The following is a 21,390-nucleotide window of genomic DNA, read 5'->3' as shown; positions in this document are numbered from 1 at the left end:
TGCTGGCGGGTCATTTAGTGAAGTGGCGAAGAAGTATCCCCGCCTCTGCCCCACAAATCTGTAACCAATTGCGTTTAAGCACGTACCCACAAACTGCAATTTATTCTGCTTCGCCGACATAGCAGGGATAGACTCCAAGAGTGCCCGGGATCTTTTCAAGTTCGCTGCAGGTTTTATGCAGGCTTTGGTAGTCATTCTCTTCCACATAGAGGATCAGATCTCCGGAAGGGGCTTGTTCTTCGATGCTGACTTGCTGGAAATCTTGCAGGGCCTGACGGATATTTTCTTCTTCTTCCTGTTTGAATTTCAGGATGACGCTGGCGGCGGTGATGGACATATTATTTTCTCTCCTTCGTGCTTGTTTTATCCTATCATAGTATAGGGAGTACAGGCGTGTCAATCGGAAAGGGCTTAACTTTTGGTCAGAATAGACGATAATATTAATGGGAATTGTCATAACAAGGAAGTATTGCTATGAAAAATTACAGGGAGGTAGGAAGATGAATGAAAAAGAATGGCGCACCTGCTTGTTGATGATCAACGGGCTGGCGCATAAGGTGCAGTATAATCAGGCGACGATTGACAATCTGTTCCTGCCCTTCCTGCGGCGTATGAGCAAGATGCAGCAGAAATTGGGGCGGCGTATGATCGTTTTTCTCGCAGCGCCGCCGGGCGTGGGGAAGTCTACATTGGCGCTGTTCCTGGAACGGCTGTCCAATACAGATGAGGAATTGGTGCCCGTGCAGGCCTTGGGACTGGATGGCTTCCATTATCCCAATAAATATTTGACCACGCACAGCGTGGAGCGGGAAGGCCGGCTGATTCCGCTGAGTTCCATCAAGGGCAGTCCGGAAACCTTTGCGGTGGATAAACTGATCGGCAAGCTCACCGATGTGCGCAAGAGTAATGTGCGCTGGCCGGTCTATGACCGCACGATCCATGATGTGCTCGAAGACATGGTCACGGTCAAGAGACCGATTGTCATCTTGGAAGGCAACTGGCTGCTCTTAGGAGAGAATCACTGGCTGAACGTGCGTTCTTTTGCCGATTACAGCCTGTTTATCAGCGCAGAGCCGCAGGACTTGAAAGAACGGCTGATCCGCCGCAAGATGGCGGGCGGCAGCACGATGGAAGCGGCGAAGAAGTTCTATCAGAAAAGCGATAAGCTCAATGTGGAGCGCTGCCTCAAGAAATCCTGGCCTGCTGATGAAACCTGGCAGATGCTGACGGATGGCGACTATCAGCTGAAGGGGAAAATCGTTCCCACCCGCATGGTGGACAGGGAAGCTCTTTGGAAGAAGCCTGACGTGCAGCTAAATAATTCCTTGCTGGGCGGACTCAACAACCGTCATATCGAACAGGGCATGAAGCCGCCTCTTTATGACGAAGGTTATGTGCAGGGCATGGAAGCGGCCAGAAAGACCATCCTCAGGAAACTGTACGAAAGCGGCACTATGAGCAGCAAGGCAATATTGGACACTTTCCAGGTTACTGCTGAGGAATTCAAAGAAATCATCAAATAGCATATCATCTGGTTGTAGAATAGCAATAGAAAATAAGATATAGAACAAAGCCCGGCGGCTGGGGATACCTTTCCGTAACGTTTGACAAGCTTGTCTAAGTGAAGGAAAGATATCCCCAGCCACCGGGCGTCTTAGTGCCACGATGTAAGCTGTAATTATTTTACCTTGCTGGAGAACAGGTACACAAGGATGGTCAGCACGATGCCGCCGATACCCCATTCCACGCCTTTTTCCACGAAGGCATAGATGGTGGCGGCCAGGCAGAACAGCACCGCCCAGAAGGTCTGCTTGGCGTTTTCCTTGCGGAAGGCAAAGGTCTTGTAATCTACTCCGGTGAGCTTCTGGAAGCATTCCGGACAGATGATGCGCTGCTCGCCCGCCTCATTTTTATTGACAAGTGCTTCTTTTTCCGGCAGATCCCGGCTGCACTCTGAGCATTTTAACATATGATTACCCCCAAAATTCGCTTAAAGACAAATACCTTTCTATTTTACTTCATTTCTGCCGATTTGACTATAGATTTCTTGACACTTATGGGGAAAAACATTAAAATAGTAGGGTATAGTTAATGAACTATCAAAACAAATAAATAATGCATGAACGCAAATAAGCAAGAAGGGGGTGAGTATTATCGTTATCGAAGTAGTAGCGGTAATAATCGCAGCAATCATCGGTGCCGGATTGGGGTATACGGCGCGCAAGCGTACCGCCGAAGCCCAGATCGGTTCCGCTGAAGAAGAAGCAAAACGCATTGTAGCGGATGCAGAAGAGAAAGGCGAGACGAAGAAGAAGGAAGCCCTGCTCGAGGCGAAGGAGGAAATCCATCGTCAGCGTCAGGAACTCGATCGTGAGACGAAAGAGCGTCGCAGCGAACTTCAGCGTCAGGAACGCCGCGTAGTACAGAAAGAAGAGAATCTTGACCGCAAGCTGGATTCACTGGAGAAGAAGGAAGAGGGACTTTCCCGCAAGGAAGCCCGCATCGACAAAACCCAGCAGGCGATTGATGAGATGCACGAACAGCAGAAGGCGGAACTGGAACGCATTTCCAGCCTGACCGCTGAAGAGGCAAGGGTAATGCTCATGGCTGAGGCCGAAGAAGAGCTGAAGCATGAAAAAGCCATGAAAATCAAGGAGTATGAGCAGCAGATCAAGGATGAGTCCGACAAGAAGGCCCGGGATATCCTGAGCCAGGCCATCCAGCGCTGTGCTGCTGACCATGTGGCAGAAACCACGGTATCCGTGGTGGCCCTGCCCAACGATGAGATGAAAGGCCGTATCATCGGCCGCGAGGGCCGCAATATCCGTACGCTCGAAACGCTGACGGGCATTGACCTCATCATCGACGATACGCCGGAAGCCGTTATCCTGTCGGGCTTCGATCCGGTACGCCGGGAAACGGCCCGCATCGCACTCGAGAAGCTGATCCAGGATGGCCGCATCCATCCTGCCCGCATCGAAGAGATGGTGGAAAAAGCCAAGCGGGAAGTGGATATGCGCATCAAGGAAGCCGGTGAGCAGGCAACCTTTGATACCGGTGTCCATGGTATCCATCCGGAGCTTATCAAGCTCCTGGGCCGTCTGCGCTATCGCACGAGTTACGGCCAGAACGTGCTGAACCATTCCATCGAGGTTTCTCATCTGGCTGGCGTCATGGCTTCGGAATTGGGCTGTGATGTAACGCTGGCTAAGCGTGGTGGCCTGCTGCATGATATCGGCAAGGCCATCGACCACGAAGTGGAAGGCAGTCACACCACGATCGGTGCTGACATTGCCCGGAAGTTCCGGGAGTCCAAGGATGTTATCAACTGCATTGCCGCCCATCATGGTGATGTAGAAGCCACCAGTGTAGAAGCTGTACTGGTAGCTGCCGCCGATGCTGTATCGGCAGCTCGTCCGGGTGCTCGTCGTGAGAGCCTGGAATCATATCTGAAGCGCTTGAAGAGTCTGGAAGAGATCGCTGAATCCTATGAAGGCGTTGAGCGTTGCTTTGCTATTCAGGCTGGCCGCGAAATCCGCGTCATGGTAAAACCGGATAAGGTAGATGACACGGAAGCTGTAGCGCTGGCTCATAACATCGTGAAAAAAATCGAGGAGGAACTGGAGTATCCTGGCCAGATCAAGGCCACGGTCATCCGGGAAACCCGCGTTGTGGATTATGCAAAATAAGGCGTGCGAATAAGCACATAAGTGAGGAGGGTGCAGGCTGTGAGCCTTGCGCCCTTTCTTACACTTATGGAGAGGATCGAGATATGTTTGGATTTAACCTGAACGGCAGGAATGACAGCCGTAAGGAAATGAGTACCGGCGTGCAGTTGTTGGCTTCCATGCTGGTATGTTATCCGGAACTCTATGCCGTGACCTATGATCCGAAGGAAACGGAGATTACCTTGGATTTTGTGGTACAGGCAAAGACATCCCGGAACGAGATGGAAGAATTTGCTGATCTGGTGGATAAGAGCATGCAGACCTATCATGATCTGCATGGCAGCGGACCGGTATGGCTGGGCATTGATGCTGATGTGAATGGCAAGCTCATGACCGTACATGTGCGGCGGCAGCTGGCGACCATGCTGCGAGGCGAGCTGGATCTTCTGACGGAGTTGTTCCATGAAAAGTTCGGTGAAAGCCTGCAGATCGATGTGCATACATTGGATGCCTTGGAGCCGGAATTTTCCACGATGCAGAGCAATCTCCTGGATCAGATGTTTGATATGGCGCAGGCCAGCCGCATCAAGGAGCGCATGATTGGCATGCGGGATAAGGATAGGGTTGTAGTCTACAACCGTTGAGAGGAGTAAATTATGCGTGTAATGCTGGTTGGCGATGTGGTGGGCAAGCCGGGACGCAAGGCGTTTCAGAAATACACCCCCCAGCTTAAAGCCGAGAAAAATATCGATGTGGTGATTGTCAACGGAGAAAACTCTGCCGGCGGCAAGGGATACACCCGCAAGTCGCTGGATGGACTTTACCATGGCGGTGCCGATATAATCACCTCTGGGAATCATGTCTGGGATAAGAAGGACGTGTTGGAATTCATCGATCAGGAACCCTTCCTGATCCGGCCGGCCAATTATCCGGAGGGCGCACCGGGCAAGGGCTATTGCGTCTATCCCTTCAAGGCAAAGAACATCGGCGTGGTCAATTTATCGGGCCGGGCTTTTATGCCGGATATGGACTGCCCGTTCCAGAAAATCGAGGAAATCCTGCGTGAGCTCCAGCGGGAATGTGATATCATCTTCCTGGACTTCCATGCGGAAACCACTTCGGAGAAGATGGCCATGGGCTGGTACCTGGATGGCCGTGTCAATGCTGTAGTTGGCACCCATACCCATATTCAGACGGCCGATGACCGCATCCTGCCGGAAGGAACGGCTTATATCACGGACCTGGGGATGGTCGGCCCTTGGAATTCCATCCTGGGCGTGAAGACGGAAATCATCCTGCAGAAGTTCACGACCTGCCTGCCCTGCCGGTTCGATCTGGAAGAAAGCGGGCCGATGGTGTATTCGGCACTGATCGTGGATATCGATGATGCCACGAATAAGACAGTCAGTGTCGAGCGCATCCTGATCAAAGAATAACAGGCTGATGCCTAAAAGATTTTCAGAAGAATTTTCCTCAAGGCAGGATTTTTCCTGCCTGTGCAGAATACTAATTTAGTATCAGTTAGATATGTCATAGGAAAAATCTAGAACATTGTTGCAGTTTTGTTGCAAGAGAGGACGTGTAAAGTCATGGAAATCTTGAAGGTATCTGCGAAATCTAATCCGAATTCAGTGGCAGGGGCTCTGGCTGGTGTACTCAGGGAGCATTCCAGTGCGGAGATGCAGGCCATTGGTGCCGGCGCCCTTAATCAGGCGGTCAAGGCGGTAGCCATCGCCCGGGGCTTTGTGGCACCGCATGGCATTGATCTCATCTGCATTCCTGCTTTTACCGATATCAATATCGAAGGTGAAGAGCGCACTGCTATCAAGCTCATCGTTGAACCGCGCTGAGATGTGCTGATTCGGCATAGGAGTGACAATAATGGCAAGTGATTTGCACATGCACACGACCTTCTCCGATGGGAAACTCACGCCGGAGGAGCTTGTGGCAGCGGCAAAATCTGCCGGTCTCAAATACATGGCCATTACCGACCATGATACAGTGGATGGCGTCTGCCATCTGTACGAGAGCGGAATTTTCCCCGCCAAGGGGATCAAGATAATCCCTGGGATTGAGTTCAGCGCCCATCATCCGGTGCATGAGATCCATATCCTGGGGTTCAACGTGGATATTTACTATCCTGACCTGATTGACAAACTGAATGATGTGACAGAGGCCCGTTGGACACGTTTCAGTGATATGGTGGCGAAATTGCAGGAGCTTGGTTACCCCATTTCCGAGGGAGAGGTGCTCACCTTGGCCGGGGGCAGCCGTTCCATCAGCCGCTCCCATATCGCCCGGGTGTTGGTGAAGAAAGGCTGTTTTACCTCCGTGCGGGACTGTTTCAGTGCGGTCCTCGAAAAGGGAAAGCCTGCCTATGTGCCCCACTATCATCTGGAAGTGGAAGAAATCATCGAGCTGATCAAAGCCGCTGGCGGTACACCGGTGCTCGCGCATCCTAAACTCGTCGGCGATGATGAACTGGTACGGGATATCTGTCAGCGTGGTGTGGAGGGGATTGAAGTGTTCTATCCCCGGCATGATGCTGATGACACGGCCCGTTATTATATGATGGCCAGGGAGTTTGACCTCCTGCCGGCGGGCGGCTCGGATTTCCATGGATATCCCACGCGCTATCCTTCTGAGGTGGGTGTCTTTACCATTGAGGACAAGTGGGCGGAGGCTTTTTATCGCCCTTTGGAAAAATTTAGTTGAAGTTTGATTCGTTAGTCAGGAGAGCAGTATATGGATGTGATTGCTTTGGTCGGGCCCAGTGGCACCGGCAAAAGTCACCACGCGCTGATTGTGGCGCATAAGCATAAGGCGGACGCCATTATCGATGACGGAATCCTGATTAAGGACGGCAAGATAGTGGGCGGTCATTCTGCCAAGAAAGAACCGAGTAAGATCATGGCCGTGCGCAGGGCAATCTTTGTCCTGCCGGGCCATGCGGAAGAGGTGCAAGCGGCTATTAAGGAGGCCAAACCGCACCGTATTCTGATTTTGGGCACTTCCGAGAACATGGTGTTCAAGATTGCCAAAGCCCTGCGCCTGCCGCAGATCGCCAAGATCATCCACATTGAGGATGTGGCGACCAAACAGGAAATGGAGGCGGCACAGTATCATCGCCTGAAGGAAGGCAAGCATATCATTCCGGTGCCGACGATTGAGTTGAAGCCGCATTTTTCCGGTTATCTGGTGGACCCGCTGCAGACGCTTTTCAAGCGTTCTTCGACCAAGCGGCGCCGTCTGGGCGAGAAGTCCATCGTGCGGCCGGTTTTCAGTTATTATGGCAAGCTCAGCATCGATGATTCGGCCGTCAAGTCTATCGTGCAGGTGGTACTGAAAAAAATCGAGGCCATCACGAAGGTGGATGGCCTGCAGGTCAAGCATCTTATGCGCGGTAATGAAGATCTAGGACTGAAGATCGTCTGTGGTGTGGTGCTCACCTATGGCAACCATATTCCCACCCTGCTGGGACAGGCTCAGCAGGATGTGCGGGATGCGGTGGAGTATATGACGGGCATGATTGTGCATGAAGTCAATATTCAGGTGAAAACTTTATATGTGAAAGCATAGTTGCTTTTTTACATCGTGGTGTTAAGACGCCCGGTGGCTGGTAATATTTTTCCTTCGCCATAGACAAGCTTGTCAAAAGCTGCGGAAAAACATCACCAGCCACCGGGCTTTTTGCGTACTTTATTGATTGAGCTATTAACGCAGGGAATTTATGGTGACGAGCAACAGGGCCAGCCCCTGCCCAGCCAGTGCACCCCATGCGGGGAGAAACGGAATGCCGAAGGGATAGAGGGCGCCGGCGGAGAGGGGCAGGATCACGGCAAATGCGATCAGGGCAATCAGCTTGTTCAGTTTGATCCGGCTCAGAGTGGCTTTGCCGATTTCCTGCAGCCTGGCGAAATCCCACAAGAGGCCGCTTTGCAGGAAGATGGCCTGGGGATTTTCCTGCGGGGCAGGTGGCAGACCGGCTTCCTTATCCAGCGGATGTCTGGCCGGGGCAAGCTCGATAACGGCGTCCACGGCCTTTATGAGTTCATCGGGGACATTGCCACGCTCTACGATGGCTACACCGGTGCCGCGGGCTTTGAGGAGTTGTATCTCTCGCAGCTTACCTTCGAGTGTCAGCTGGCCGTGTACGGAATCCAGACCGGCCTGCTTGCCAATCGTTTCCGCTGTGCGCTTGTTTTCCCGTGTGAGCATCACGGTGTGTATATGCTGGCGCTGAAGCTTGCGGATAGCGGTCAGGGTATCATTGTCGAGCGCATCATCAATGGCGATGATGCCGCGGCAGTATTTGCCATTGGCGACAAAGACCGTGCTATGGCCGCGCTGGGCCAGCTGGTCGTTCTTGGTTATGAGGTCGGCGCTGATGTCGATGCCTTCCTTTTTGAGCCAGAAAATGCTGCCTACGCGCAGGGAATTGCGTCCGACAATGGCTTCCACGCCACAGCCGGGGATTTCGGTGAAGGTGCTGGCTTCGAGCAGCTGTACGCCCCGTTGGCTGGCTGTTTCATAGATGGCCCTGCCCAAGGGATGAGTGGCATCTTTCTCGGCAGAAGCTGCCAGTGCCAGCAGGGTGTTCTGGCTGACGCCTGCGGGATAGAGGCTGGCCACATAGGGATGGCCTTCGGTCACGATGCCATGACGGCCGATAATCAGCGTATCGATATTGCCGATATCGGCCAGTTGGCTGCTGCTTTGCAGGATGATATCATTTTTCTTCGCCTGCCGGGCGCCACGGCTGAAGGGCAGGATCTTCCCCAGCATGTAGGCTAGGGGTAAGGCCCCTATGAGCGTAGCAGCTGCCGCATTGATGACCAGCAGGTCAGCAAGTCCCTGGCTGTGCCAATAATAGCCAATGCCGCCAGCCAGGATAAGTGCTAGCATGAATAAGTAAAAATCTGTCATATGTTTTTTCATGATAATCCCTCGCTTCAGTATCAGTATTCGGCATAAATGAGGAATTTTCCTTTTTCAATGCAGGAATTGCCGCTGTCTGTGGAAAATATTATTACTGAAGAGAGGGATATTATTGCTTGAAAATTCGGCGGCGCTCGCTGCTAAAAGATGGAGGAGGGGGCAGTGCATATATGTATTATTGCCTGATTGATTTTTTGGCTCTGCTGATACTGCTCATAACCAATCATGATGTGCTGTTTGCCCAGCGTGAGGCAGAGAAGGAAGGCGCGCAGCGGAATTACCGTCATTTTTTATATACGGTCATCCTCTACTATATTACAGATTTGCTTTGGGCCTGGTTATATGATATTTCGGAGCTGGATTGGTTATATGTAGACACAGAAGTGTATTTTGTCGTTATGGCGGCCGGGGTGTTGTTCTGGCTCTACTATGTTGTGATCTATCTGGGAATCAAGGGAAAGTTCAGGAGCTTCCTGACTTATACGGGACTGATCTTGTTCATCCTGGTAGTCATCAGTACGCTGGTGAACCGCTGGTGGCCCGTGATGTTCTATCTGGATGCGGCGGGAGTTTACCATGCGGGGATTGCCCGTGATGTAATCTTCGTTTATCAGGTCGTCATGCTGCTGGTGATTTCCATCTATGCGCTGTTCATCGTGTCCACGAGTACGGAAAAGCAACGCAAGCGTCATCTGGCAATCGGCCTGTCAGGACTGATCATGATGGTATTCATCGCGGTGCAGGTGTTTTTCCCCACCTATCCGCTCTATGCCATCAGCTATATGCTGGGCAGCTGCCTGTTGCGGACTTTCGTTATTGAGAATGAGCGGGAGGAATACCGTCTGAATCTGGAAATCGCGCTGGAGCGGGAGAAAGAACAGTTTTTGGAGCTGAAGACGGCTTGGAGCCTTGCCTATACGGATGCGCTTACCGGCGTGAAGAGCAAACTGGCTTATGCCGAAAAGGTGGACCTGCTTATGAAGCAGATGGAACAAGGGCATATTGCTGAACTGGCCATAGCTGTCTTTGATGTCAATGACCTGAAATGGGTGAACGACAACTTAGGCCACGAAGTTGGCGATAAATTTATCAAGGAGGCCTGCGGGCTGATTTGCAGCATATTCAAGAAGAGTCCTGTGTACCGTGTGGGCGGCGATGAATTCGTGGCCATCCTGGAACGGGAGGATTATCAAAACAGGATGATGCTCCTGGAGCAGTTCAATCAGGCGGTGGAAGAAAACAGACAGAAAAAATCCGTGATTGTCGCTGTGGGAATGGCAGAATATAAACCTCATCAGGATGATGGTTACAGGCAGGTCTTTGAGCGGGCGGATGTACGGATGTATGAGAGAAAGCATGCGCTGAAAGCGCATTCCTCCCAAGTGGCGGATGATTCATGATCGATAGGCAAATATTTCATTTCTGACCGGTCAAATTTTGCTTTGACCGGTCATTTTATGATAAAATAAAAGTTAGCTTATTTTATTTGGAGGAAATTCCTGATGATACAGATGCGGGAGGTCAGCAAGACCTATGATACGGGCGTGGTGGCCCTGAACCACGTCAATGTGGATATCAAGAAGGGCGAATTTGTCTTCGTGGTGGGGCCCAGCGGTGCGGGCAAGTCCACCTTCATCAAGATGCTGTTTCGGGAAGAATTGCCCACAGAGGGGAAGCTGCTCGTGAATGGCCATGATGTGGTGGCGATGGAGCGTTCCGAGGTTCCCTATTTGCGCCGTGAGCTCGGGGTAATCTTTCAGGATTACCGTTTGCTGCCGGATAAGACGGTGTTTGAGAATGTGGCCTTTGCCATGCAGGTTATCGAGGCGCCGCGCCGCACGATGCAGCGCAGTGTCAATTCCGTGCTGGACGTGGTAGGCCTCAGGGATAAGTACCGCAGTTTCCCCTCCCAGCTCTCGGGCGGTGAGCAGCAGCGCGTGGCTATTGCGCGGGCCATCGTCAACAATCCGTCTATTGTGATTGCCGACGAGCCGACGGGAAATCTGGACCCGGAAACCAGCTGGGATATCATGGATATCTTCCGGCGCATCAACAAGGCGGGCACGACCATCGTCATGGCTACGCATGACCGCAATATCGTGGATACCATGAAAAAGCGGGTTATTGCCATTGAAGACGGTCGCATCGTGCGCGACCAGCAGCGGGGAGGTTATGGCTATGAAGGTTAGGACTGGTGAATATTTCATTCAGGAAGTCTTCCGCTCCCTGCGGCGCAACAACTGGATGTCCTTTGCCTCCATCGGTACGGTTGCGGTGTCCTTGTTCGTGCTGGGCGTGTTCCTGATTCTCGTGCTGAACATGAACCGCATGGCCTCCACGCTGGAATCGCAGGTGCAGATCAGTGTCTATCTGCAGGATGATTTGAAGAAACAGGCACGCATTGACCTGCAAAGCGATATCGAAAAGATGCAGGGCATTGATACCGTGAAATATGTCGATAAGGATGAAGCCAAGGAACGCCTTTCCGAGCGGCTGGGTGATCAGAAATACCTGCTCGATGCTCTCGGGGACAAGAATCCCTTGCCGGATGCCTTCGAGGTGACGGTCAAGACACCGGAAATGGTGGAAACCGCGGCCAAGGCCATCGAGCGCATGGATGGCGTGGAATCGGCTAAATATGGGCAGGACGTCGTGGAACATCTCTTTGACATCACCCGGCTGATGCGCATCTTTGGCCTGGTGCTGATGCTGCTGCTGGCTGGTGCGACCATCTTTATCATTTCCAATACCATCCGGTTGACGGTTTTTGCCCGGCGTAAGGAAATCGCCATCATGAAATATGTTGGCGCGACGGACTGGTTTATCCGCTGGCCGTTCCTGATGGAGGGGATTGTACTGGGCTGCATCGGCGGCATCTTGTCGGCGATAGCCTTGCGCAGCTTCTATGCGGCAATGGCGGCGAAGATATATAGTACATTGGCGTTTTTCCCGCTGATGCCGCAGTATCCTTTCATGAACTATGTGACCGTAGCGATTGTCCTTTCCGGCATGGTGATTGGGGCTATCGGTTCGGCCTTCTCCCTGAAGCGGTTCCTTGAGGTTTGATTATGAAGAATTGGCAAAAGATAACGGCAACCGCACTTTTAGTGGCGCTGATGACTTCTACGGCCTATGCTTCGCTCGAAGATGACAAAGCTGGTTATGAGAAGAAAGCCGAGGAACTAAAGGGAAAGAGTGCGGCATTGCAGTCTAAGATTGAATCCCTGTCCGAGGAAAAGCGGCTGATCGATGAAGAAGCCGATGCGGCCATCGCCGAGCACAAGGAACTGAAGGCGGCGCTGGATGAAACGCTGGAACGCATGGAAAAGAACGAAAGCCGCCTCAAGGAAGTGGAGGCCGACTATGATAGGAAGAGCGCGAAGCTCGGCAAACGGGTGCGGGATATCTATGTGAACGGCCAGATATCTTATATCGATGTGCTCTTCGGGGCCAAGGATTTTTCTGATCTGATGACACGCATGGATCTTTTGAAGAAGGTCATCAAGCAGGATTATGATCTTGTGCATCTGGTGCTCGATGAAAAAGCCGAGATTGAAACAACCCAGCAGAGCCTGGAAAAAGACCGCAAGGCCCGGGCCGAGCAGGAACTCAAGGCCCGGCAGGCCAGAGAGATCATGGAGGAGAAGGTCCGCAAACGCAAGTCCATCATCGATCAGATGAAGAGCGACAAGGCCACTATTGACCGGCAGTATGACGAAATGATGGCTGCGTCCAAACAGATAGAGGATATGCTGCGCCGCAGCAGTATGGCCAACATGCCGGCACCTGCCGGCGGTGGCGGCGGCAATGGCTCGATGATCTGGCCGGTGGGCGGCACGATCACTTCGGAATATGGCTGGCGCACGCATCCCATCACAGGCACGCGGAAATACCACAGCGGTATCGATATCGGTGCCGACTATGGCACGCCGATTGCAGCGGCATCTTCCGGCACGGTTGAATATGCAGGCTGGATTTCCGGTTATGGCAATACGGTCATCATCAATCACGGCGGTGGCATCACCACTCTCTATGGGCATAATCAGTCGCTGGCGGTTTCTGTAGGGCAGGGCGTGAGCCAGGGGCAGACCATCGCATATTGTGGTTCTACCGGTAATTCCACTGGCCCGCACTGTCATTTCGAGGTGCGGCAGAATGGTTCGCCGGTCAGCCCCTATGGCTATCTTTGATCTTGAATCATTTCGATAGAAGGTGAAAATTATTGAGTAAGAAGAAAATCGCGCTGATTGTCCTGGCAACGGCTTTGGTGTCCAGTGTCCTGACCGTTATGGGGCTGATGAAGCTTCTGGGACTGGGCGGGGATAAGACCACGGATCTCTTGCGGTTCTTCGGTGTCAAGCGCATGATTGAAATGCGCTATGTCAGTGATGTGGACAGCAGCAAGCTGATGGACGGGGCCATTGACGGCATGGTGAAGTCTTTGGGCGATCCGCATTCCATCTATATGAAGTCTTCTTTATATAAATCCCTCAAGGAACATACGGCTGGTGCTTTTGGTGGCATTGGTGTGACGATGGGCTTCAAGGACGACAAGGTCACGATCATGTCGGTCTTGGAAGGCACTCCCGGAGAAAAGGTCGGCCTCAAGGTCGGGGATGAGATCATGTCCGTGGATGGCACACCGGTGTCGGAATTTCAGCCCGAGGAAGTGGCCATGCATATCCGCGGCGAAGCCGGCACGGAAGTCAAGCTGATGATCCATCGCGCAGATGAAGAAGATCGGGAATATGCCATCGAGCGGGATATGATCAAAGTCCGTTCGGCCAAGGGCAAGATGCTCGATGATACGAAGATGGGCTATATCCGGATTGCTTCCTTTGGCGAGAATACGGCAGAAGAGTTCCGGGAAGAATATAACCGGCTGGCAGAAGAAGGCATGCAGGGAATGATCATTGACCTGCGTCAGAATCCCGGTGGCCTGATCACGAGCTGTGTCGATGTGGCGAAGATGCTGGTTCCCAAGGGCAACATCGTTTCGGTCGTGCAGAAGGATGGCAGCCGGGAAGAATACGATTCGGATCTGGAAGCCGTCAAATACCCTGTGGTGGTCCTGATTGACGGCAACAGCGCCAGCGCTTCAGAGATTCTCGCCGGTGCTCTGCAGGATACAGAGGCGGCGACTATCGTAGGGACAAAGTCCTATGGCAAGGGCTCGGTGCAGGTGGTCGTACCCCTGTTCCATGATGATGGACTGAAGCTGACCATTGCCAAATATTATACGCCCAGTGGCAAATGCATTGACGGTATCGGCATTGAGCCGGATGTTACGGTAAATCTCAGTGAAGAGGATACGGAAGACAAACAGCTCAATATGGCCAAGGAAATTTTGCAGCAAAAATTATAAATGTGATAAACACAAAAAAACGCTTGCGCAGCAGCAAGCGTTTTTTGTGTTTTGGCTCAAGCTTTTTTATTCTTCTCGGCCTCTTTGGTGGCATTATAGAAATCCTTGAGATTCTCGATTTTATTCATTTTCCAGGTGCCATCTTCCAGCTGGATCATACGGATTTTCAATTCATAATCGGCATTGAGGGATTCATCATGAAGCCCCATAGCAACTACTGTGCCGGTACCATCTTTTTCTGTGGATTTCACGCCGGTGAATTTCAGCTTATCGGCATTGGTTTCCTTTAACAGATTTTCTGCCGGATTCTCTTTTTGGCGTTTGGATTTTTTTCCGCCATCCTTTTTATCATCGAGATCTTTGAATTCGCCGGTTTCCACATATTCTTTGACGGAGGATTCAATCAGGCTCGTCAGCGTCGGCTTCAGCAGCTTGGCAAAGTTGGCGGCCAAGGCTTTGGTCTGGGCGTCCATGGTCGTATCTTCCTCCAGGGATATTTCAATGATATCGTCAAAGGCTGAGTCGGCCAGACTCTTGGTATCCACATGACGGCTGAACTTTTCCCAGTTGTGTTCTTTGACGGAATCCTGAATCAATTGCAGGGAATAAGCAGGGGTGCGTTTGTAATACATATAGCCGCCTACACCGCAGGCAATCAGGACGACTGCCACGACTAAGGCAACCAATTTCTTATTCCAGCATTTACCCGTTTCTTTGTTTTCCATTTCTTCCATTTAAACATCATCTCCTCATTTTACATACAGAGACATCATAGCATTATTTGCAAACAATTACAATTAAAGCAAGATTAGAAATTAATCGCTATGAAATTGCAATGATTGACTTATAGATATAGACATTTGACAAGCTGGAAAGTATGCCATATGATAAAAAAGAAAGAGGATGAAAGAAGGGAAAAAATTGTTAAGCAATACAACCACAAGGGCATTGGCCATATTCACAGCGGTGGCGACTACAGCAGCTTTTGCCAATTGGATGAGCGAGGACGGGGAAGTCCCCGCAGGCCAGGCGGCAAATGAGAATGTTTTGACGGATAGCGAGGGGAATGAGTACACCTTAACCCAGAATGATGATGGCTCGGAAACTGCCACCTATGATGACGGACGGACGGTTACCTTCAAGCGGGAGGACGATGGCAATCTGAGCATCCTGAGCGGTTCAGCTTCCCTGCTGGCAGGCTTGGCGGCCGGGTATTATCTGTTTCATGGGCTCAGCAATGGCCGCGGCGGTTACTACAATGCCAAGACGCATCGTTATACCACCTTCGATCCGGTGCAGCCGGTCAAGGACAAAGAGGATCAGTCTTCCAGTTCCAGCGGCAGTCGCAGCAGTTCTTCCAGCCGTAAGACTACCAGTGCTTCCACGAGCAAGAGCAGTACGAGCAGTACGAAGAGTACGGCCAAGAGTAGTTCGACCGGTTCCAAGAGTGGCTTCGGTTCTGCCGGCTCAAGAAGTTCATCCTCGTAAGAAGTGAAGGAGATAGGATATGTGTGATGATTGGCGGGATTTACTGAACCGCAATATTTTCCCTTTTGTGGAGTATGAAGGATATGAGGACAAATATCCCACGAAAAATATCGCGCTGATCAGCCGTGAACGGGCTGAGGAATTGCGCTATGTCAGCGGCGTTCTCTATGGAGCCTTTCAGCGGGCGGTCAGCGTATGCCAACGGTGCGGGGAGAATTTCCTGGTGGATCTGGAGATTCCGCCCCAGCTGATTCCGTATCTGACCAAGGAGAATCCCTTGCATCTGTCCACCTGGCTTTCCCGGTTCGATTATGTATTGGACAAGCAGGGCAATCTCCATATGGTGGAAATCAATGCCGACACCCCCTGCGCCGTGGTGGAGGCTTATTATGGCAATACGGTGGCCTGCACCCATTTCGAGCAGGAAAATCCCAATGAGGGAGAATACGACCGCTTGTGCCAATGGCTCAATGAGATTTTCCTGGCTTCTCATCCCGGCGTCAGCATCAGCACGGGGCGGTTTCATCGCAAGCATCCCTTTCTGTTTGCCTGTTTCCATGATTATGATGAGGATCTGGCTACGACAAGATTCCTGATGAATGCCATGCGGCAGAATACCATGGCGGTGGAGGCCGATGATGCCATCTGCTTCACGTCGTTCTACGATCTGGCGCTGCGGAATGATGGCAGTATCCTGCTGCCGGATGGGCGTACGGCCAATGCCATCTATCGCTTGCATCCGCTGGAGATCCTGATTGAGGAAACGACGCCGGAAGGCGATACCTTGGGCAAGGATTTCATGGATGGTTATCTCCATGACCGCTTCATCATGTTCAATCCGCCTGAGGCGATCATCATGCAGTCCAAGGCGTTCCAGGCATTGGTCTGGGCCTTGAATCAGCAGTCCGGTGCCAAGCGGGTGTTTACCGCTGAGGAAACGGATATTATCAGCCGCTATATGCTGCCCTCCTATTTTGCCCGGGACTTTACCCCGGATAAAATGCCCCCTGGTTCGGATTGGATCAAGAAGCCCATCTGGGGGCGGGAAGGTGCCGGTATCGAGGTGCTGGACAGACAGGGGGTGAAGCTCGTAAAGGATGTGGATGCGGAAGATATCGTGCGCCGGGACAGCAAGGACGATATGTATCAGCTCTTCGTGGACCAGCAGGAATGTGAAGCCGATACGGACAGCGGGCGGCTGAAAGGCTATGAGACATTGAGCTGCTTTATGCTGGGCAAGAACCCCAGTGCCCTCTATGCCCGCTTCTCGCCGGAGCAGATTGCCGGTACGGAAGCTTATTGGCTCCCACTGGGATTGCAAAAATATTCGAAATAATTATTTTCTATTATTTAGGGATAGATTTTTCCTAGTAAATATGATAAGATAGGTTTCAGACAATAATAGCAAACAATACCTTACCTTTTCCCCAAGATGTAAGGAAAAATTTATGGGAGTGTGAACGAACTATGTTTTTGGAAGAACGCCAGGAAATCATTCTGAACATGTTAGCCCGTGATGGCAAGGTTCGCGTACGCGAGCTCAGCGAGAAGTTCAAGGTCACCGAGGACTGCATCCGCAAGGACTTGGGCGCTCTGGAAAAGAAGGGCAAGCTCAAACGCACTTACGGCGGTGCTGTGCGCATCCGTGAAAACAGCCATATGCTGGAAGTCAGCAAGCATCGCAACACCGATGTCGAGGCCAAGCAGCGCATTGCGCAGGCGGCTGTAAAGCTCATCCATGAACGCGATATGGTGTTCCTGGATATCTCCACGAGCAATCTGGCTATCGCCGAACTGCTGGTTAAGATGGACCAGGATATCACGGTGGTCACGAACATGATTGACATTCTCGTGGTACTTGCCCGCAATCCGAAAATCCGCGTGGTCTTCGCCGGCGGCAAGATTAACAAGAGCCGCGATGGCTTCTGGGGCGGCATGACGCTGGACTTCATCTCCCGTCTGAAACCGGATATCGCTTTCGTCGGTGCCGTAGGCGTTGATGTCAAGGAAAACAGCGTTTCCACTTACGATATCGATGACGGTATCAACAAGGCTGCTATCATCCGTCATAGCAAGAAGGCTTATGTCGTAGCTGAAGCCCGCAAGCTCAGCACGGATGGCAACTACAACTATACGACGCTCGATACCCTGTCCGGCCTGATCACTGACACGCTGCCGGCGCAGGATATCCAGGAAGCGGCTGATTCTTACGGGGTGGAAATCATTCTGCCATGAGTATGAATTTCCCATCGCGTCTGAGCTGGGAAAATTTTCATAGGGTTATTATCGAAGGACTGAAGGTATATGCGTTTTACCTGGCAGTCCTTTCCCTTTTCCGGCTCTTTTTTATCCTTTGGCTCCACGATTATTGGGGGCCGAATACCGCTCATGCAGATATATTACTGGCCCTTTGGCGGGGCAGCCGCCTGAGCATGCAGACGGCGGGGGCCTTGACGCTCATGAGCTTTTTGCCGGCCTTTGTCGCACACTATCTGCTGCCCAAAATCGAGCAGTATCTTTGGCTCGGCTTGAACGGCATCATTCTGTTTGCCCTGTCCGTGCTCTATATGGCCAGTTTCCCCTATTACCGCATCTACCGCATGAATTTCAATCAGATGATTTTCACAGGTATGAATGAGGATTGGTCAGCCCTGTTTTGGACGATGGTGGACCAGTACGCATTGCCTGCTCGTTTTACAGGCGCTATCGTGCTGGCTTTCTCACTTTGGTATTTACTGCGCAGGCTGTTGAAATGGCAGATACCCCTGCTGCCCATTGCGCATTGGCCTTTATGGGGCAGACTTATCGTCCGTACTGGTTTCGTTGGTCTGGTCTATATTGCCGTGCTGCTGGGCATCTTCGGCGGCAGTCTGGGCTGGCAGACGGCGGTGGACTGGGAAAATGCCGGCGTGACCAAGGATGAATTCCTGAATGAAGCCATCCTGGACAATCCACAGGCCATCTACCGGGCCTATAATCTCAACAGCCGCATGCTGGCCTGCAATGGGCTGGATTTCACCATGGAAGATATCCGCCAGCTGGCGGCCAATCTGAGTGGCAAGCCTGCCGATACGGATAATCTTGATGTTTATCTGCAAAAAAATGTCCAGCAGGGCACGGATAATTCGCCCCGTCATGTTTTTGTCATTCTGTCCGAGAGCCTGGCCAACTGGCCGTTATTGGACAAATACAAGGATATTCCCATTGCCGAGGATTTACGGGCGTTGGTGGCCGAGGCGGATACGGATTACTGTCCGACTTTCCTGCCCAATGGTGCCAGCACGGTTTCTGCCGTGACGGGCATGGTCACGGGCTGGGCTGATGCTAATCTCTATCTGACCACGATGCCGGAATCCTTTGCGGCGCCCTATCCTACGGCTTCGGCGCCACAGATGGAAAAGCTCGGTTATGAGACGAATTTCTTCTACGCCGGGCCGGCTACCTGGGAGAGGATTGGTGCTTTCACGCAGGCGCAGGGTTTCCGGCATTTCTACAGCCGGGGCGACTTCGGCGATGTGCCGGGCAGTGTCTGGGGCTGTGAGGATGAATATTTCTACGCGAATGTGCTGGAGCGTCTGACGGATGTGCCGAGCTTCAATGTCCTGCTCAATGCCTCGAACCACTCGCCCTATGATGTCGATGTGGAGGCCAAGGGCTTTGACAAAAAAAAAGTACGGGCAGCTTTGCCGGCAGAATATCAGCAGGACGAAGAACTCCTGCGGGAACTGGGCCACTATTGGTATGCCCAGCGGGAACTCACGAAATTCGTCAAGGCGGTCAAAGAGAAATACCCGGACAGTCTGATTCTGATTGTGGGCGACCATGGTGACCGCTATAACCTCGAAAAACAGCCGGATATGTATGCCCGTTATGGCATTCCCTTTATCCTGACCGGTCAGCATATCCATAAAGGAACATTGCTGCCTGATAGTGCGGGCAGTCAGATTGATATGTTCCCAACCCTGATGGAACTTGTGGCGCCAAGGGGCACCAGCTATATGGCCTTGGGGCAGAGCCTGACCACCACGAGTACGAAGGGCGTCAACTACGGCTTTTGGATCACGCGCAGGGCTATCGGCAAGGCTGATACCGTGCCTCTGGTGCCCGAAGCCATTGCAGGCGACGAAGCACCTGCAATTGACGACCAGGCCATGCAGGATTATATCAATGCCGTGCGCGCCATCTCCTGGTGGCGGCCAAAGTATGGACCAATACTCGACCAAAAGATTTTGGATGAAAAAGGAAGATAACGCAAAAGATGTTAGATATTACGCATTGTAATCTCTGCCCGCGCCGCTGTGGTGTCAACCGCACCCAGCGGGCGGGCTTTTGCGGTGCAGGGGATAAGGTGCGCATTGCACTGGTATCCCTGCATCAGTGGGAAGAACCTTGCCTGGTAGGCGAGAAAGGTGCCGGAACGGTCTTTTTCTCCTACTGCAGCCTGCGCTGTGTTTACTGTCAGAACCATGAGATCAGTCATGGCGGCAAGGGGCAGGAAGTCACCGTGGAACGGCTGGCGGAGATTTTTCTTGAGCAGCAGGCGCGGGGCGCGGCGACATTGGATTTGGTCACGCCCACTCACTATGTGCCGCAGATCATTGAGGCCTTGGATCGAGCGAAGAGTAAAGGCTTTGCTCTGCCTGTGGTTTATAATTCCAGCGGCTATGAAACGGTAGAGACGATTGAGGCCCTGCGTGGCTATGTGGATATTTTCCTGCCGGATCTGAAGTACAGGGAAGAAGCCAGCGGCAGTGAGTATTCCGCGGCGGCAGATTATTTTGCCTGTGCCAGCGAAGCGATAAAAAAGATGGTGGAAATCACCGGGCCGGTGCAGTTTGCAGATAATGGGCAGATGAAGAAGGGCGTTTTGGTGCGTCATATGGTCCTGCCGGGCCACCGACATGAAAGCATGGCTTTGGTGAAGTGGCTTTGGGAAAATTTTGGCAAAAATATTCAGGTAAGCTTGATGAGCCAGTACACCCCCATGTACAAAGCGAGTGAGCATAAGAAAATCAATCGCCGCCTGACCACCTTCGAGTATGAGTCGGTGGTGGATTATGCCTTGAGCCTGGGACTGGAAAATGCCTATGTACAGGAACGCCGCAGTGCCTCCGAAGAATACGTGCCCGACTTCAACGGGACAGGTGTGCAGCAGCCAAGATGATTCCTTGTTTTTTGGATATATACCCTTTATAATGTAGGAAAGATGATAGATGTAGAAGGAAAACAAGATGAGTCATTATGATCTGGATAAGGAAGTTATAATAGAGATTGTTTCTATAGCTAAGGCGTATGGAATAAAAAAGCTGCTGTTGTTCGGTTCCCGGTCACGGGGAGATAACCACGCCTATAGTGATATCGATTTGGCTGTGGCAGGTGGAGATGTCCTGGGCTTCTCGTTGTCTGTGGAAGAAAAGACAAATACATTGTTGTCATTTGATGTTGTAGATTTGGATGAGCAAATATCCGAAGTTTTGCGAAGTGAGATTGACCGCGATGGTATAGATTTATATGCTTTGGGAGTAGCGGAAATGAAAAAATATGAATCATTTGCCAGCTGTTTAGGGGTGCTTGAGCAGGCGGACAGAGAATTGGCAGCTAAAAATGAGATCTATCGTATGGGGATAATCGGCCAGTTCAACCTGACTTTTGAATTGGCGTGGAAGGCTTTGAAGGAAACGCTGGAACTGTATGGCGTGGCTGAAGCTGCTACGGGTTCGCCGCGGGAGATTTTCAAAGCTGCATATAAGTTGGGCTGGCTGAAAGATGAGAAAATCTGGTTGGATATGTTGAAGAAGCGTAATGTGGCCATTCATGTTTATGATGAAGAACGAGCGCTGACTGTCATGGAGATGGTTTTTTCTGCTTATATCGTGGCATTGCAGGATTTGCGCGAAGAATTGAGACGCCGCCTGACAGCTGCTGAGTGAG

General features: G+C 51.8%; 22 protein-coding genes. 18 read left to right on the top strand and 4 right to left on the bottom strand.

Annotation, left to right across the window (positions count from 1 at the left end; genetic code table 11):
* Window positions 1-100: 100 nt before the first annotated feature.
* Window positions 101-337 (bottom strand): chaperone NapD, encoded by a 237-nt coding sequence (locus BLQ59_RS12650; protein WP_074573219.1) that lies wholly within the window; start codon window positions 335-337, stop codon window positions 101-103.
* A gap of 163 nt (window positions 338-500) precedes the next feature.
* Here BLQ59_RS12650 and BLQ59_RS12645 point away from each other — a divergent pair, with 163 nt between their 5' ends.
* Window positions 501-1,523 (top strand): nucleoside/nucleotide kinase family protein, encoded by a 1,023-nt coding sequence (locus tag BLQ59_RS12645; RefSeq protein WP_074573218.1) that lies wholly within the window; start codon window positions 501-503, stop codon window positions 1,521-1,523.
* 155 nt (window positions 1,524-1,678) lie between these two features.
* Here the strand turns inward: BLQ59_RS12645 and BLQ59_RS12640 are convergent, their stop codons facing one another.
* Entirely contained in the window at window positions 1,679-1,969 is a 291-nt protein-coding gene (locus BLQ59_RS12640) for a hypothetical protein (protein WP_074573217.1), read from the bottom strand.
* Between the two features lie 175 nt (window positions 1,970-2,144).
* Between BLQ59_RS12640 and rny the strand changes: the two genes are divergently transcribed.
* From rny to BLQ59_RS12610, 6 genes are all read left to right on the top strand, one after another.
* Window positions 2,145-3,689 (top strand): ribonuclease Y, encoded by a 1,545-nt coding sequence (gene rny / locus BLQ59_RS12635; RefSeq protein WP_074573216.1) that lies wholly within the window; start codon window positions 2,145-2,147, stop codon window positions 3,687-3,689.
* 83 nt (window positions 3,690-3,772) lie between these two features.
* The gene (locus tag BLQ59_RS12630; RefSeq protein ID WP_074573215.1) at window positions 3,773-4,312 is read left to right on the top strand and encodes a hypothetical protein; all 540 of its coding nucleotides are present in this window, start codon (window positions 3,773-3,775) and stop codon (window positions 4,310-4,312) included.
* Between the two features lie 12 nt (window positions 4,313-4,324).
* Window positions 4,325-5,104 carry a TIGR00282 family metallophosphoesterase gene (locus BLQ59_RS12625; RefSeq protein WP_176756808.1) on the top strand — a complete coding sequence of 260 codons (780 nt, stop codon included), beginning with the start codon at window positions 4,325-4,327 and terminating at the stop codon, window positions 5,102-5,104.
* Between the two features lie 153 nt (window positions 5,105-5,257).
* The gene (locus tag BLQ59_RS12620; RefSeq protein ID WP_014423788.1) at window positions 5,258-5,518 is read left to right on the top strand and encodes a stage V sporulation protein S; all 261 of its coding nucleotides are present in this window, start codon (window positions 5,258-5,260) and stop codon (window positions 5,516-5,518) included.
* A 31-nt stretch (window positions 5,519-5,549) separates the two neighbouring features.
* Window positions 5,550-6,383 (top strand): PHP domain-containing protein, encoded by an 834-nt coding sequence (locus BLQ59_RS12615; protein ID WP_074573214.1) that lies wholly within the window; start codon window positions 5,550-5,552, stop codon window positions 6,381-6,383.
* Between the two features lie 30 nt (window positions 6,384-6,413).
* Entirely contained in the window at window positions 6,414-7,247 is an 834-nt protein-coding gene (locus tag BLQ59_RS12610; protein WP_074573213.1) for an Asp23/Gls24 family envelope stress response protein, read from the top strand.
* Between the two features lie 135 nt (window positions 7,248-7,382).
* Here BLQ59_RS12610 and BLQ59_RS12605 read toward each other — a convergent pair whose 3' ends face one another.
* On the bottom strand, window positions 7,383-8,573 hold the full coding sequence (locus BLQ59_RS12605) for an HAD family hydrolase (RefSeq protein WP_218122908.1): 1,191 nt from the start codon (window positions 8,571-8,573) through the stop codon (window positions 7,383-7,385).
* Window positions 8,574-8,776: 203 nt separating this feature from the next.
* Between BLQ59_RS12605 and BLQ59_RS12600 the strand changes: the two genes are divergently transcribed.
* The 5 genes from BLQ59_RS12600 to BLQ59_RS12580 all read left to right on the top strand — a co-directional run bounded on the left by BLQ59_RS12600 (window position 8,777) and on the right by BLQ59_RS12580 (window position 13,971).
* Window positions 8,777-10,006, top strand: coding sequence for a GGDEF domain-containing protein (locus BLQ59_RS12600; RefSeq protein ID WP_074573211.1), 1,230 nt, complete (start codon window positions 8,777-8,779; stop codon window positions 10,004-10,006).
* 102 nt (window positions 10,007-10,108) lie between these two features.
* Entirely contained in the window at window positions 10,109-10,795 is a 687-nt protein-coding gene (gene ftsE, locus BLQ59_RS12595; RefSeq protein WP_074573210.1) for a cell division ATP-binding protein FtsE, read from the top strand.
* Entirely contained in the window at window positions 10,785-11,672 is an 888-nt protein-coding gene (gene ftsX, locus BLQ59_RS12590; RefSeq protein WP_074573209.1) for a permease-like cell division protein FtsX, read from the top strand. The genes ftsE and ftsX overlap by 11 nt, the downstream gene beginning before the upstream one ends.
* Window positions 11,673-11,674: 2 nt before the next feature.
* A complete protein-coding gene (locus tag BLQ59_RS12585) occupies window positions 11,675-12,796 on the top strand; it encodes a murein hydrolase activator EnvC family protein (protein ID WP_074573208.1) in 1,122 nt (373 codons plus the stop codon).
* A gap of 32 nt (window positions 12,797-12,828) precedes the next feature.
* Entirely contained in the window at window positions 12,829-13,971 is a 1,143-nt protein-coding gene (locus BLQ59_RS12580) for a S41 family peptidase (RefSeq protein WP_074573207.1), read from the top strand.
* Window positions 13,972-14,027: 56 nt separating this feature from the next.
* Here the strand turns inward: BLQ59_RS12580 and BLQ59_RS12575 are convergent, their stop codons facing one another.
* Window positions 14,028-14,705: a hypothetical protein gene (locus tag BLQ59_RS12575; protein WP_014423797.1), complete on the bottom strand. Its 678-nt coding sequence runs from the start codon at window positions 14,703-14,705 to the stop codon at window positions 14,028-14,030.
* Between the two features lie 187 nt (window positions 14,706-14,892).
* On the opposite strand from BLQ59_RS12575, the gene BLQ59_RS12570 reads away from it, so the two are divergent.
* The 6 genes from BLQ59_RS12570 (at window position 14,893) to BLQ59_RS15620 (ending at window position 21,389) form a co-directional block, all read left to right on the top strand.
* Window positions 14,893-15,459, top strand: coding sequence for a hypothetical protein (locus tag BLQ59_RS12570; RefSeq protein ID WP_014423798.1), 567 nt, complete (start codon window positions 14,893-14,895; stop codon window positions 15,457-15,459).
* Between the two features lie 19 nt (window positions 15,460-15,478).
* Window positions 15,479-16,795 carry a glutathionylspermidine synthase family protein gene (locus tag BLQ59_RS12565; protein ID WP_074573206.1) on the top strand — a complete coding sequence of 439 codons (1,317 nt, stop codon included), beginning with the start codon at window positions 15,479-15,481 and terminating at the stop codon, window positions 16,793-16,795.
* Between the two features lie 131 nt (window positions 16,796-16,926).
* A complete protein-coding gene (locus tag BLQ59_RS12560) occupies window positions 16,927-17,694 on the top strand; it encodes a DeoR/GlpR family DNA-binding transcription regulator (protein ID WP_014423800.1) in 768 nt (255 codons plus the stop codon).
* The gene (locus BLQ59_RS12555; protein WP_081342566.1) at window positions 17,691-19,709 is read left to right on the top strand and encodes an LTA synthase family protein; all 2,019 of its coding nucleotides are present in this window, start codon (window positions 17,691-17,693) and stop codon (window positions 19,707-19,709) included. Before BLQ59_RS12560 ends, BLQ59_RS12555 begins: the two co-directional genes overlap by 4 nt.
* An 8-nt stretch (window positions 19,710-19,717) precedes the next feature.
* Window positions 19,718-20,623, top strand: coding sequence for a radical SAM protein (locus tag BLQ59_RS12550; protein WP_074573205.1), 906 nt, complete (start codon window positions 19,718-19,720; stop codon window positions 20,621-20,623).
* Window positions 20,624-20,690: 67 nt separating this feature from the next.
* A complete protein-coding gene (locus BLQ59_RS15620) occupies window positions 20,691-21,389 on the top strand; it encodes an HI0074 family nucleotidyltransferase substrate-binding subunit (protein ID WP_081342565.1) in 699 nt (232 codons plus the stop codon).
* Window position 21,390: the final 1 nt, after the last annotated feature.

The organism is Pseudoselenomonas ruminantium (genome assembly GCF_900104055.1).
Lineage (GTDB): Bacteria > Bacillota > Negativicutes > Selenomonadales > Selenomonadaceae > Selenomonas_A > Selenomonas_A ruminantium_C.
This window is presented reverse-complemented; position numbering and strand designations above follow the sequence as displayed.